The 12,657-nt window shown below is 59.9% G+C and carries 15 protein-coding genes; 7 read left to right on the forward strand and 8 right to left on the reverse strand.

The features are described 5' to 3' along the window. The first annotated feature begins 53 nt into the window (after positions 1–53). On the forward strand, positions 54–1,013 hold the full coding sequence (gene epmA / locus ACXAD0_RS00980; RefSeq protein ID WP_475086478.1) for an EF-P lysine aminoacylase EpmA: 960 nt from the start codon (positions 54–56) through the stop codon (positions 1,011–1,013). 10 nt (positions 1,014–1,023) lie between these two features. Here epmA and ACXAD0_RS00985 read toward each other — a convergent pair whose 3' ends face one another. The 6 genes from ACXAD0_RS00985 to ACXAD0_RS01010 form a co-directional block, all read right to left on the reverse strand. Next, positions 1,024–1,824, reverse strand: a complete 801-nt coding sequence (locus ACXAD0_RS00985; RefSeq protein WP_475086479.1) for a GNAT family N-acetyltransferase — start codon at positions 1,822–1,824, stop codon at positions 1,024–1,026. 54 nt (positions 1,825–1,878) lie between these two features. Continuing rightward, positions 1,879–2,700 (reverse strand): serine O-acetyltransferase, encoded by an 822-nt coding sequence (gene cysE / locus ACXAD0_RS00990; RefSeq protein WP_475086480.1) that lies wholly within the window; start codon positions 2,698–2,700, stop codon positions 1,879–1,881. A gap of 41 nt (positions 2,701–2,741) precedes the next feature. After that, the gene (locus ACXAD0_RS00995; protein WP_475086481.1) at positions 2,742–3,728 is read right to left on the reverse strand and encodes a serine/threonine protein kinase; all 987 of its coding nucleotides are present in this window, start codon (positions 3,726–3,728) and stop codon (positions 2,742–2,744) included. A gap of 77 nt (positions 3,729–3,805) precedes the next feature. Beyond that, a complete protein-coding gene (locus tag ACXAD0_RS01000) occupies positions 3,806–4,192 on the reverse strand; it encodes a DUF6632 domain-containing protein (protein ID WP_475086482.1) in 387 nt (128 codons plus the stop codon). 32 nt (positions 4,193–4,224) lie between these two features. After that, positions 4,225–4,596 (reverse strand): VOC family protein, encoded by a 372-nt coding sequence (locus ACXAD0_RS01005; protein WP_475086483.1) that lies wholly within the window; start codon positions 4,594–4,596, stop codon positions 4,225–4,227. A gap of 183 nt (positions 4,597–4,779) precedes the next feature. Next, positions 4,780–5,118, reverse strand: a complete 339-nt coding sequence (locus ACXAD0_RS01010; RefSeq protein WP_475086484.1) for a DUF4242 domain-containing protein — start codon at positions 5,116–5,118, stop codon at positions 4,780–4,782. Between the two features lie 194 nt (positions 5,119–5,312). Here ACXAD0_RS01010 and ACXAD0_RS01015 point away from each other — a divergent pair, with 194 nt between their 5' ends. The 6 genes from ACXAD0_RS01015 to ACXAD0_RS01040 all read left to right on the forward strand — a co-directional run bounded on the left by ACXAD0_RS01015 (position 5,313) and on the right by ACXAD0_RS01040 (position 9,840). Next, positions 5,313–7,214, forward strand: coding sequence for a tetratricopeptide repeat protein (locus tag ACXAD0_RS01015; RefSeq protein ID WP_475086485.1), 1,902 nt, complete (start codon positions 5,313–5,315; stop codon positions 7,212–7,214). Between the two features lie 158 nt (positions 7,215–7,372). Further along, positions 7,373–7,909 carry a cytochrome b gene (locus ACXAD0_RS01020; protein WP_475086486.1) on the forward strand — a complete coding sequence of 179 codons (537 nt, stop codon included), beginning with the start codon at positions 7,373–7,375 and terminating at the stop codon, positions 7,907–7,909. 169 nt (positions 7,910–8,078) lie between these two features. Continuing rightward, entirely contained in the window at positions 8,079–8,465 is a 387-nt protein-coding gene (locus tag ACXAD0_RS01025) for a thiol-disulfide oxidoreductase DCC family protein (RefSeq protein ID WP_475086487.1), read from the forward strand. A gap of 23 nt (positions 8,466–8,488) precedes the next feature. Continuing rightward, the gene (locus ACXAD0_RS01030) at positions 8,489–9,136 is read left to right on the forward strand and encodes a flavin reductase family protein (RefSeq protein ID WP_475086488.1); all 648 of its coding nucleotides are present in this window, start codon (positions 8,489–8,491) and stop codon (positions 9,134–9,136) included. A gap of 118 nt (positions 9,137–9,254) precedes the next feature. Further along, entirely contained in the window at positions 9,255–9,488 is a 234-nt protein-coding gene (locus tag ACXAD0_RS01035) for a hypothetical protein (protein ID WP_475086489.1), read from the forward strand. Positions 9,489–9,693: 205 nt separating this feature from the next. Beyond that, on the forward strand, positions 9,694–9,840 hold the full coding sequence (locus tag ACXAD0_RS01040) for a hypothetical protein (RefSeq protein WP_475086490.1): 147 nt from the start codon (positions 9,694–9,696) through the stop codon (positions 9,838–9,840). Positions 9,841–9,920: 80 nt separating this feature from the next. Here the strand turns inward: ACXAD0_RS01040 and ACXAD0_RS01045 are convergent, their stop codons facing one another. Together ACXAD0_RS01045 and acs are read right to left on the reverse strand one after the other, a co-directional pair. Next, positions 9,921–10,436, reverse strand: a complete 516-nt coding sequence (locus ACXAD0_RS01045; RefSeq protein ID WP_475086491.1) for a RipA family octameric membrane protein — start codon at positions 10,434–10,436, stop codon at positions 9,921–9,923. A 131-nt stretch (positions 10,437–10,567) separates the two neighbouring features. Continuing rightward, on the reverse strand, positions 10,568–12,505 hold the full coding sequence (gene acs, locus ACXAD0_RS01050) for an acetate--CoA ligase (RefSeq protein ID WP_475086492.1): 1,938 nt from the start codon (positions 12,503–12,505) through the stop codon (positions 10,568–10,570). Positions 12,506–12,657 lie beyond the last annotated feature (152 nt).

Consider the following 12,657-nt stretch of genomic DNA (forward strand, 5'->3'; position numbering starts at 1 on the left):
CCGCTCCGCAGCGCCGGAGCGGCCTTCCCCTGCCACCCTTTTTTCTCTCTGCCATGACCAACGACCCGTCTGCCTGGCAACCAACCGCCAGTACTGATGCGCTACATCAGCGCGCTGCCCTGCTGGCCAACATCCGCGCATTCTTCGCCCGGCGCTCGGTACTCGAGGTCGAGGTGCCCACCATCTCCCGCCGGGCCACCAGCGACCCGCATATCCAGTCAATCACGCTGGACTGTAACGGAGAGCCAGCCTGGCTCGCGACCAGCCCGGAATTTGGCCTCAAGCGCCTGCTCGCTGCCGGCCTGGGCGACTGCTATTACCTGGGCAAGGCGTACCGGCAGGGCGAAGCCGGCGGACGCCACAATCCCGAATTCACCATGCTGGAGTGGTATCGCTGCGGGTGGGACGACCGGCAGCTGATGCGCGAGGTGGGTGAACTGCTCACCGGGATACTGGGGCTTCCGGTCAGGCAGTCACTGAGTTACCGCGCGCTGTTTGACCAGCACCTGAAACTGGACCCCCATACCGCCAGTGACGATGCCCTGCGCCGCTGTGTAGAAGCGCACGTCGATCTGTCCTTCTCTCCGCAGGATCGCGATGAATGTCTCGATTTGTTGATGAGTCATTATGTCGAGCCGCGCATGGGTGATGGCATCACCCTGCTGTATGACTTTCCCGCCAGCCAGGCTGCCCTGGCGCGCATAGTGCCTGACGCACAGGGCACATCCGTCGCACGACGATTCGAGGCCTACGTTAACGGCATTGAACTGGCGAACGGCTACTGGGAGTTGACCGACGCCGCAGAACAGCAACGTCGGTTTGAAGCGGATTTACAGCGCCGGCAGCAGCTGCACTTGCCACAGGCACCCTTCGAGGACCGCCTGGTGCACGCCCTCGAGGCGGGCCTGCCCGACTGTGCGGGAGTCGCCCTGGGGGTTGACCGGCTACTGATGCTCGCCGGAGGGTTTGGGCGAATCGAGGACGTTCTGGCGTTCCCGATCAATCGCGCATAAAGCGGCATGCTCAACCGTTAAAACGAAACCGGCCCACCTCGCCGACCGCATAGAAACCCACATCCAGATAAGCCTGCTGACGACTCTCCGGGGTGAGCGCTACCACATGCTTATGGTGGCTGTGCTGCACCTGCTCGAACAGGTAATGCAAAAAGGCCAGGCCGACACCGCGACCGCGGAAATCTGGCAGGGTATACAGGTCATAGATACCCAGCGCTTCGGCGGACGCAAACAGACTGCCGCTGGCAACCGGCTGCCCGTCCATCAACGCCATAAAGTACTTCAGTCGACTGCGTTTCTGCTCGGGCAAGGTCACCAGCGTCTGGTAGAACTTGTGCACCTGTGCGGCCTCGCGCGCATCATCAAAACTGGCGACCTGCAATTCGCTGAACGCCTCAAGGTCCGCATCGGTGACCGCGCGAAACGATAACTTGCCATCCAGTGCCTCCGGCAACGTATCCTCGACAGCCAGCCTGGGCACCTCGGCCGCCATCGCCACCAAAGGGTCGCGCGGTGCCAGGGAGAGTTCCCCCATTTCGTCTACGTCGAGTGATTTGCTGCCACAGTGCCAGAGCGTAAAAGGACTGTGTCGCTCGGCGAAGTAATCCACCACAAAACGCTTGAGAATCTGGGCGGGCATTACCGCGTTGGTCACCACCTGATTGAAGGTGTAAGACAGCAGGCCACTGTCACTGCGAAGGATACTGGTAATTTCCTTGGTGTGGCCGGGATTGACCAGACCCGCACAATAGCTGGCGCGGGACTCGAGGTTTCGAGACACGAGATTCTTGGCGCTGAGACTGTATTTCATGCCTACAAGGATAGCCGTGATTGTCGCGCGGTCAGGAGGGTTGCAACGCCGTTGTCAGCCCTGCGAACACCCCGGCTGGGCGAGCGCCAACTGATCCATCGACAGGGCGGGCTGATCGCAACTGGCCTCACCCACCACCTTTGCGGGGACGCCGGCCACCAGCTTTTTCGACGGCACATCTTTGAGCACCACGCTGCCCGAGGCAATCTGTGAGCAGTGGCCAATTTCGATATTGCCCAGCACTTTGCTGCCGGCGCCAATCAGCACACCACAGCGCACTTTAGGGTGGCGATCGCCACTCTCCTTGCCCGTCCCCCCCAGGGTCACGGACTGCATGATCGAGACGTTATCTTCCACCACGGCCGTCTCGCCGATCACAATGCCAGTCGCGTGATCGAGCAATATCCCCTGCCCCAGCTGCGCGGCCGGATGGATGTCGACACCAAACACCACGGAAATACGATGCTGCAGGAACAACGCCAGTGAGCGGCGCTGTTGCTGCCACAGCCAGTGTGCGACTCGCCACGCCTGCAGGGCGTGGTACCCCTTGAAATACAGGAAAGGCTCACTCAGGGATTGGCAGGCCGAATCCCGTTGGCGCACGGCCACCAGATCCGCACGGGCCGCCTGCCCGAGTGCCGGATCAGAGACAAAGACTTCGTCAATCACCTCGCGAATCAGCAGCGCCGGAGCCACCGCACTGTCGAGTTTATTGGCGAGATGGAAACTGAGCGCCGACTCCAGTGAACTGTGGTTGAGAATGGTCGCATGGAGGAAACTGGCGAGGATCGGCTCACGCTCGGCCTGCCCAGTCACATCGGTACGAATCTGCTGCCACAGCGTGTCAGTGGTGCTATCGGACTTTACGGCTTCCATGTCGCGGGCTCCTGTGGATGGATAGGTGTCCATGGCGGACATTAAACGGCCCCCAGTGTCAGCGGTGGCTCCTGCAACGCTGACAACTGCTCGCGAAGCGCGAGTATGTGTTCGGCCCAGTAACGCGGCGTATTAAACCAGGGGAACGCCAGCGGGAAAGCGGGATCCTGCCAGCGCCGCGCCAGCCACGCGGCATGATGCATCTGGCGAAGGCATCGCAGCGGTTCGACCAACTGCAATTGCTGCGGATCAAACGGCGTAAACGTTTCGTAGCCCTCGATAATCGCATCGAGAAAGGCCGTCTGCTCGGCACGGCTGCCGGACAGCAGCATCCAGATATCCTGTATCGCCGGGCCGGTCAGACAATCATCCAGGTCGACAAACCAGGGAGTCTCATCCCGCCAGAGAAAGTTACCGCTGTGGCAATCACCGTGCAATCGCAGGGTTTTCCTCGGGCGCTCTACGATTGGCGCGACGCGCTCGATGAGGTGCTCCGTCACGGTTGCATAGGCCTCGCGATTTTCCCGCGGCAGGAAGTCTCCGGCCAGGATAAATTCTCGGCTGTCGATCGCGAAGCGCTGCAGCGTCAGCGTAGGACGATACTCAAAATCCCGCGCACCACCCACCGCGTGGATTCGCCCGAGCATGGTGCCCACCTGTTCCAGGTGATCGAAGTTATCCAGTTCCACCTGGCGACCACCGCGACGGGGAAACAGGGCAAATCGAAACCCGTGGGATGCCATCAGGGTCTGGCCTTCGAATTCGAGCGGCGCAACCACCGGGATTTCCGCCTCTGCCAATTCGGCCGTAAACGCGTGCTCCTCCAGAATTTGCGCATCACTCCAGCGCCCGGGGCGGTAGAACTTGGCAATGAGAGGCTCAGCGCCCTCGATACCAATCTGGTAGACCCGGTTTTCATAGCTGTTCAGCGGGAATATGCGCGCGTCTGAGAGCAACCCGACGCTCTCCACGCAGTCGATCACCACGTCCGGCGTGAGGGCTTCATAGGGGTGATGATTTTCGGACATGGTGCGAACCGACTGGCGATTGGCCGGCTATGCTAACGCCCTCCCCGATTCAGTACAAACTGCGGTTTGCCGGGCGTTCACGCGGCAGTCTTGGCCTTGCTCATCAGGTACCCGAGGATCACCGCCACCGCAAACAAGGCCGGTACATCGCCAAACAGGTTGGCATGCTCATGACGATCCACCAGTGCCTGCACCAGCATGATGCCGCCATGTACCACGCTCGACCAGACCGTAAACCAGATCAGGCTGGCATGCGCCTGGGGGTTGCGCGCGGCCAGTAACAGGAACACCCCCAGTGTGGCGTAGATGCCCACGATCATCTGCTCGTACTCCTGCTGGCGCGGCTCCCAGCCCCAGCCCTCCGGCCAGATCCAGGTCATCATCGGAAAGATACCGAAGATAAAAAACAGGCCGAACACGACCAGGGCGATTTTCAGGAAGCGATTGGCAGTAGCGGGGGTCACGATTTCCTCCCAGATGGTCGGTACATTCCCATTCAGTCAAAGACCGGCAAATGACACACAACTTCCACCGTGTTGCCATCCGGGTCCAGTACACTGGCAGCGTAGTAGTTCTCGTGCTGGTCCGGATGCAATTTGGGGGCTCCCGCGTCTTTCCCTCCGGCATCGATGGCTGTGCGGTAGAAGGCGTCCACGGTTTCCCGATCCTCCGCACGGAACGCCAGCAGCAATGCGGGCGCCATGCTAGTGCCCCCCCGGATCCACAACCCGGGTTTGTCTGCCCAACCAAAACCTGCCCAGTCGCCAAACTCCGTCACCAGCTCGTAGCCCAGCGGAGCGAGTGACAACCGGTAAAAGTCGCGGCTGCGTTCGTAGCTGTGAACGCTCATGCGAATATGGTCAAGCATCGGTATAGCCCCCGGCGAAAGACCCGCAGGATCGCGGGCGCAACTTAAGACTAACCGCTATCGCCGGCGAGCACTGGCAGTAGGCACACGAACTGGCGGGCATCGCCACCGCCGTGCGCCCTCGCCAGATGCCCGCAGTAAACCCTGCGAAGTCATCCGACGCTGGCGTTGGCAGTGGCAATATCAGTTCTCGGCGGTCTGTGGCCCGATCACGCCGCTCACTTGAACGATCTTGTCTGCCGGAAAACCACCAAGCTTGGCATGCTTCGCAATGATGTCCTTGTTGGGTGCCTCATAGACGCAATAGAACTTGTCCTCGGCGACATAACTCTGCTGCCACTGGATCTCCGGACCGAGTGATTCGAGGATCGCGCGTGACTTTTGTGATATCGACTTGAGCTCGGCTGCGCTCAGCTGGTCCGCACCGGGAATGGTACGCTCGATGATGTACTGGTTGCTGGCAGCCGCCAGAGAAGTCAGACCGGAAAGGGTCAGGGCGACAATGGTTTTGCTCAGGCGCATGGTAAAAGTCTCCTTGGGTTAAGCCTCCACAAGCACCCGCTTGCGGCTGGCATCACCATGGAAACAAGTACCCGCCGCGCTCTCAATGAACTGCAACTGAACCTTTACCTGAACTGGAAACTGTCATTAAATCAAACGCATAGCAACAACAATGAACTGGATAGTGGGGTACAGACCCCGCGCAGGGCTGGCGCATGGCGACACTGCAATTCGGCGAGTTCACCCTCAATACCGAATATCTCACTCTGTGCCGGCGCGGGCGCAAGGTAGTGGTACAGGAGCTCCCCCTCAGGCTGCTGGCACTGCTGGCCAGTCGCCCCGGTGAGCTGCTTGATCGCGACGAACTTTGCCGCCACTTTTGGCCGGATGACCAGAGTGGCATGCTCGACGACAACCTCAACACGCTGGTGCGCAAACTGCGCCAGGCTCTCGACGATTCCCCACGCAACCCGCGCTTTGTCGAGACACTACCGCGCAGGGGCTATCGGTTTATCGCTCCGGTAGTGGCGGAAACCCTCACTGCCAATCCCGACCCCACAGCTGCAGATACCGATAAAAATGCGCCCGATATGGACACCGGCACTGTCGCGCCACAACGGGCGGCAGGCAATACATTTTCGCGGCGCCGAAAAGCCGCTGGCGTCGCCGCAGTTTTGGCAGTCACCCTGGCGCTCGCGCTGATCGCAGGACTCAATTTTGCTGGCCGGGAAGCCCCCGGCGAACAACCCTTCCATTCAGTCGCGGTGCTGCCCTTCATGAATGCCGGCGAAAATAACCAGCGTGACTATTTCAGCGACGGTCTGGCGGACGAGCTCATAAACCGCCTTACCAGCTTCCCCGACCTGCGCGTGGTGGCGCGCACCTCCTCATTTTCAATGCAGGGTTCTGCACTGGACGCGCGGGCTATCGGCAAGGTCCTCGATACCGATGCGCTGGTGGAGGGCAGCGTCCACCGCAGCGATGACAAACTGCGTATTCATGTGCGTCTGGTGGACACACGCAGCGGCTACCAGCTTTGGGCGCAGAGCTTCCAGCGGGACGTCACCGATATTTTCGCCCTACAGGAGGAAGTTGCGCTGACGGTCGCGACTTCACTGGCCGGTAAACTACTGCCCGACAGCAGTAGCCGCAGCCCTGTAGCAATCAATCCGGCCGCTTATGACAACTACCTGAAAGGACGTTTCTACTGGCACAGACGCTCTGAGGCGGACCTGCGCCGCGCAGTGGAACATTTTGAGGCTGCCATTGGCCTAGCGCCGGACTATGCCCCGGCCTGGGCGGGGCTCGCCGACGCCTTTGCCGTGCTCGGGTTCTACGATTACTTGCCACCGGAAGAAGCCTTCGGCCGGGCCAAGGGAGCCGCCCGACGGGCACTGCAGCTCGACCCCGCCAATGCTTCCGCAGAGGCGACCCTCGGTTACGCCGCCCTATACTTTGATTGGGACTTCGAGGAGGCGGAGGCCCGTTTCTTACAGTCGATCGCCATCAATCCGGCGTACTCCAAGGCACACCAGTGGTATGCCAACCTGCTGGTCGCTGCGGGACGCTTCGACAAAGCGGAGCGCGAGATGCGGCGCGCCACCCAGCTCGACCCGCTGTCACTCATCGCCAATGCGGCACTGGGCTGGGTGCTGTACCACGCTGGGGAATACGAAGCGGCCCTGCAGCAGCTGGAGACGACACGGGAACTCGACCCGGAATTCCAGCTCGTCGACCTTTGGCGCGGCTGGACCCTTGAGGCCATGGGTGATTACGCCGGGGCCATCTCCGCGCTGCAGCGCAGCGTCGAGCAAGCGCCCGGCAGCGGCATCAGCGTGGCCTCACTGGCCCGCGTGCTCGCTTTGGCAGGCAGAGAAGACGAAGCCCGCACGCTACTCGATGCCTTGCAGGCATCCGACGGCTATGTACCCGCCTATGAGGTGGCCAAGGCCCATCTCGCCGCCGGGGATGGCGACGCCGCGGCACGCTGGCTCGAACGCGCCTATGAACAGCATTCCCATTCGCTGGTGTTCCTGCGCGTGGACCCGCAGCTCTCTGCGCATCGCCACACCGCGTCCTTTGAGCACGTGCTCGCACGGGTGTTCAAAACCGACTGAGATCTTCCCGCCCACACAGCCCTGCATTGGGTACTACATCTGCCATTCCAGTCACAGGCTATACGCCCCTCCGAAACTGGCGCGTATAGCCTTGCGAGGGAAATTGAGGCAGGATGGGCAATCACTGAAGCTCACAGATTCATTGGAGAACCCTGACCATGTCCCAACCCGCGAAATATTCCCTGCCCATGCGCGTGATGCACTGGGCGATGGCCGCCCTGATCCTGGGCCTGATTGCCGTTGGCTGGTATATGGTCGGGCTGGATCGCTCCGTCGAAGCCAAGTTCGCCGTGTTCTATCCCCTGCACAAGTCATTCGGCGCGCTGGTCCTGATTCTGGTGCTGGTGCGCGTGCTGGTGAAAGTATTCTCCAGCAAGCCGGCCCTGCCCGACTTTGTGAACGGCGCCGTGCGTAAGGCGTCCGTGGCCTCTCACCATTTACTGTACATGCTCATGCTGGCGATTCCGCTGTCCGGCTACCTCATGTCCAACGCCGGCGGCCGCGCAGTACAGATGTTCGGCATCACACTTCCGACCCTGGTCGAGAAGAACAAGGAACTGGGTTCGCTGATGCACGACATTCACGTCACCATTCCCTATGTGCTGCTGGGCCTGATTGCCCTGCACATTGGCGCCGCCATTAAGCATCACTGGTTTGACGACAGCGAGCGCGCGTACCTGAAGCGTATGGCCTGACACTGAGACCGCGCAGTCGCCCTCGCGGCTGCGCGCCTCCCTCCCTCCCCGCCCCTGTATTCATCGATATCATTCGCCCCCTCCTCCGCGATCGGCGACCCGGCAAAACCGGACCACTCTACACTGCGTATACGAACCCGATTGACTCAGGAAAAATCGCGGCAAGGTAATGTTTACGCTGTTTTACGATGGTCGCTGCCCTCTGTGCATGAAGGAAATCCGGCAATTGCGCCAGTGGAATACTGCAGGCGAAGTACGCTTTGTGAATATCCACGACGACGACTTTCCGCGGGACTTCCCCCATATCGATGCCGACGCCGCCCTGGCCATACTGCACGGCCAGTTGGATGACGGAAGGATAGTGACCGGTATCGACGCAACCGTTGCCGCGTGGGAAGGCGTTGGCCACGGCCACTGGGTGCGCTGGCTGCGCTGGCCGGGCATTCGCTGGATCAGTCCTGCGCTCTACCGCGGGTTTGCCCGTTACCGCCCGCAGATCGCTCGCCTGCTCACTGGCCGCAGCCAGTGCGATAATGACGACTGCCGCAACCAATAACAGGGAACACGGAATATGCCGCAATGACCGCTTTCCACACCTGGCTGTCCACTGACCTCGACGCGCTGGAACAGCGCTTCCGCGTCAACCTGATCAACAGCCTGTCCGGCTTCAAGAGCGCCAATCTGATCGGCACGGCGAATTTAAGCGGTGTTACCAACCTGGCGATTGTCAGCTCCCTGGTTCATCTGGGCGCCAACCCACCACTGATCGCGTTTATTAGCCGGCCGGATTCCACCGCGCGCCATACCCTGGAGAACCTGACGGCTTGCGGTTGGTTCACCGTCAACCAGGTCAACAGGGACATCTGGCAACGGGCACATCAGACTTCTGCGCGCTATCCGCGCGAGGTTTCTGAGTTTGACGAGGTCGGGCTAGCGCCGACATTCAGCGAGCGCTGTCCGGCCCCCTATGTGGAAGAAAGCCATTTGCGCTTTGCCTGCCAGGTGGTGGAGCAGCAACGCCTGGCGGTGAACGGTACCATCATGGTCATCGGACAGATCATGGAACTGCAGGTAAAAGCAGGTGCAGCCGGTGACGATGGCTATATCGATATTGAACAACTGGGCGCCATCGCCATTAGCGGACTGGACAGCTACCACGTAACGGAGCGCCTGGGCCGCCTGAGCTATGCCAAGCCCGAGCACCCACCAAGGCGCATCGACGAGTAGTTCGCCACCCTGGTTCTCGACTCACTGCCAACGATTCACTGCCAACATTGTCACGGCGCCTGCTATCTTCAACTAATGTGGAATCCCGCCGCCCGAATGCGCAGCACTGGTCAGTACAGTGAAAAATCTTTTTGACCGCTTTAGTCACTCGCGCAAAGTGCGCCGGGCCACCGGCTGGCTCGGCGTGCTAATCGTTGCCCCGCTCGCTTTCTGGTTGTTGATCGGAGTACTACCGGGGATACCGTCGATGGTGGAAGTCTTCGGTGTGCCTGGTTTACGTGTGCCAGCATCAGCGGCAATCACCGGATTACTGATTGCAGCCATTGGGTTCTGGGATTACGACCAGAACTGAACCATCACCTGAGGGGCTCTGGCATGTTCAAAGTTTCGGATCTGTTTATTCTGCTCGCCGTTGCGGTTTCCTTCATTCTGTCGGGCTACCTCTGGTTCAACGGCTATAAGGAACAGGGTATTTTTACCGCGCTATGGGTGCCCAGTATTTTATGTTTCGGCATATATTTTAAAGTGTCCGCCCTGCTCGCGCGGAGGAAGTAGCCATGTCCGAAGCACTGCTACTGAAAATTGCCGTTGGCGTTTTCGCGTTACTGGTGATCGGCATTGCCCTGACGATCTGGGAATTTCATCGCGCTGGCGCCGAGCCGGTTGACCCAAAACGTAAATCCGGCAATCCCCCCGGACGCTAGCCGTTTCCCCCTGTGCACAGCATGAAAACCACTGCAGGTGAAAGTCTTCATTTTCCCGTCCGCAACGATGCTGGAGGCCATCAGGGGGAGTGAATCCATTGCCAGATACCATAACTCGCCACACCAATCCCGAACAGGAATTGCGCCACGATCAATGCGCGGATCGCAAAGGAATATCGCACGATTGGCCCGCACTGCCGCGCATCGGCACAAAATATCCGTGCATTGAATGGCAACTGCTGCTCAAGACTCTGCAAGCCGGGCACCGCGAGATCCAGCAACTGCCGGCTGCGCATATCCACCAGCCAGAAAACTGAACACAGGATCAAGACGAACCCTCCCAGCAGGGCGAGGATCAACGGGTGAAACTGGTTCTCTACCGCAGTAAAGATCCCACCCTCGGCAAACATGGTGAGCACCACAAAAAAGTTGAACGCTTTAAGACGCTGATCGGCATTGAACCGGTAATGCTCCATCAGGTAGCTGGTCGTCTCTGTACTGGCAGGCGTGCCCAGAACATAGGCCTCCTGGCCCGCTCGTTGCGCGTCCGCCGCTCTACTATTCGTCAAGGTTTCATCATCTATCGTTGCTGTCACACCCTTCCCCCAACTGGATACCCGGAATTGCCGGCTTGGCGCCAGCGCGCCAGTCTGCCTCAGATGGAATAGTTTGCAAGGCACAAAAAAAGCCGGGCACTGCCCGGCTTTTTTATGGGTCGATGATTTGCTTATTGATTCGCGCGATGTTCAATCAATTCATCAACCACGGAAGGATCCGCCAGAGTGGAGGTATCGCCCAGTGTATCGAGCTCATTGCAGGCAATCTTGCGCAGGATACGCCGCATGATTTTTCCGGATCGGGTTTTCGGCAGACCCGGCGCCCACTGGATAATATCTGGTTTGGCGATCGGACCAATTTCCTTCACGCACAAATCGATCAACTCCTTGCGCAGTGCTTCCGAGGGCTGGTGACCCGCCTTGAGCGTGACATACGCATAGATACCCTGGCCCTTGATATCGTGTGGGTAACCAACCACGGCTGCCTCGGCCGTATCATCATGCAGGACGATCGCACTTTCGATTTCCGCCGTGCCCAGACGGTGGCCAGAGACATTGAGCACATCATCGATGCGGCCGGTGATCCAGTAGTAGCCATCTTCGTCGCGACGGGCACCGTCACCGGTAAAGTAATAACCGGGGAAAGTGGAGAAATAGGTGTCGATCATACGCTGATGGTCGCCATATACGCTGCGGATCATGCTCGGCCAGCTGGCCTTCATCACCAGCGCACCTTCCCCTTCCCCTTTGATTTCCACGCCCTTTTCGTCCAGTAGCGCAGGCTGCACACCGAAGAATGGACGTGTGGCAGAACCGGGCTTCATGTCCGTCGCACCGGGCAGGGGCGTAATCAGATGGGCACCGGTTTCGGTCTGCCACCAGGTATCGACAATCGGGCAGCGCTCATCGCCGACCACCTTGTAGTACCACTCCCAGGCTTCCGGGTTAATCGGCTCGCCCACGGTGCCCAGCAGTTTCAGGCTGCTGCGATCCGTGGACGTGACATATTCGTCACCAGCGCCCATCAGCGCGCGGATAGCGGTGGGGGCGGTGTAGAAGATATTGACCTTGTGCTTGTCCACAACCTGCCAGCAACGCGATGCATCCGGGTAGGTCGGCACCCCTTCAAACATCAGGGAAATTGCCCCGGCACTCAGCGGACCATATACGATATAGCTGTGCCCGGTGATCCAGCCCACATCGGCGGTACACCAGAACACCTCACCTTCTTTGTAATCGAAGGCATATTTGAAGGTCATGGTGGCCATCAGCAGATAGCCACCAGTGGTATGCAGCACCCCTTTGGGCTTACCGGTCGAGCCGGAGGTATAGAGAATAAACAGCGGATCTTCCGCGTTCATGACCTCGGGCGCACAGTCTGTGCTCATCTCGGCCACCGCTTCGGCGTACCAGATATCGCGACGGCTATCCCAATCCACATTGGCGCCAGTGCGCTTGACCACAACCGCCGTATGCACGTCCGGGCAGTGCCCCAGGGCCTTGTCGACATTCGCCTTGAGTGGCACCTTACGCCCACCGCGCACACCTTCGTCGGCAGTAATCACCACGCGGCAATCACTGTCGAGGATGCGATCTTTGAGGGATTCCGGCGAGAAGCCGCCGAACACGACCGAATGCACCGCACCAATGCGGGCGCAGGCCAGCATGGCGTATGCGGCTTCCGGGATCATCGGCATGTAGATACACACACGATCCCCCTTATCGACGCCACGCGCCTTGAGCAGGTTAGCCAGCCGGCATACCTGCTCATGCAATTCGCCGTAGGTGATGTGGCGACTGTCCGCGGGATCGTCCCCCTCCCAGATCAGCGCCGTCTGTTGTGCGCGCGCGGGCAGGTGACGATCAATGCAGTTGACCGTGACATTGAGCTCACCATCCGCAAACCAGGCCGCATGACCCCGTTGCAAATCCTCTTCACAGACTTTGGTGAAGGGCTTGTGCCACTGCAGAAAATCCTTGGCCTGCTGAGACCAGAAGGCCTCCGGCTGCTCCACCGACTGGCGGTAGAGGCGCTGGTAATCATCCGCGCGAATCAGGGCCTCGGCGGCAAACTCGGGGGGCACAGGGCGGGTGTGCACTTCGGACATCGCTTTCTCCGTTATTAGTATGCTGTTGGCCTCCGCGGCCATGGTTCCCCTAACCGGGGTACGGGCGCACGCCGGCAGTACCCGGCAAGTGCGACCATCTCGTCACCGTTATAACACTGCCGGCAGCAGGATGACAACGCTGTCAAGCGATG

This window comes from Microbulbifer sp. ABF4_148, assembly GCF_056158985.1.

Excerpts from the sequence above, each read along its gene's own strand:
- epmA (WP_475086478.1), top strand. The coding sequence starts at position 54 with ATGACCAACGACCCGTCTGCCTGGCAACCAACCGCCAGTACTGATGCG.
- ACXAD0_RS00985 (WP_475086479.1), bottom strand. The coding sequence starts at position 1,824 with ATGAAATACAGTCTCAGCGCCAAGAATCTCGTGTCTCGAAACCTCGAG.
- cysE (WP_475086480.1), bottom strand. The coding sequence starts at position 2,700 with ATGGAAGCCGTAAAGTCCGATAGCACCACTGACACGCTGTGGCAGCAG.
- ACXAD0_RS00995 (WP_475086481.1), bottom strand. The coding sequence starts at position 3,728 with ATGTCCGAAAATCATCACCCCTATGAAGCCCTCACGCCGGACGTGGTG.
- ACXAD0_RS01005 (WP_475086483.1), bottom strand. The coding sequence starts at position 4,596 with ATGCTTGACCATATTCGCATGAGCGTTCACAGCTACGAACGCAGCCGC.
- ACXAD0_RS01010 (WP_475086484.1), bottom strand. The coding sequence starts at position 5,118 with ATGCGCCTGAGCAAAACCATTGTCGCCCTGACCCTTTCCGGTCTGACT.
- ACXAD0_RS01015 (WP_475086485.1), top strand. The coding sequence starts at position 5,313 with ATGGCGACACTGCAATTCGGCGAGTTCACCCTCAATACCGAATATCTC.
- ACXAD0_RS01020 (WP_475086486.1), top strand. The coding sequence starts at position 7,373 with ATGTCCCAACCCGCGAAATATTCCCTGCCCATGCGCGTGATGCACTGG.
- ACXAD0_RS01025 (WP_475086487.1), top strand. The coding sequence starts at position 8,079 with ATGTTTACGCTGTTTTACGATGGTCGCTGCCCTCTGTGCATGAAGGAA.
- ACXAD0_RS01030 (WP_475086488.1), top strand. The coding sequence starts at position 8,489 with ATGACCGCTTTCCACACCTGGCTGTCCACTGACCTCGACGCGCTGGAA.
- ACXAD0_RS01040 (WP_475086490.1), top strand. The coding sequence starts at position 9,694 with ATGTCCGAAGCACTGCTACTGAAAATTGCCGTTGGCGTTTTCGCGTTA.
- acs (WP_475086492.1), bottom strand. The coding sequence starts at position 12,505 with ATGTCCGAAGTGCACACCCGCCCTGTGCCCCCCGAGTTTGCCGCCGAG.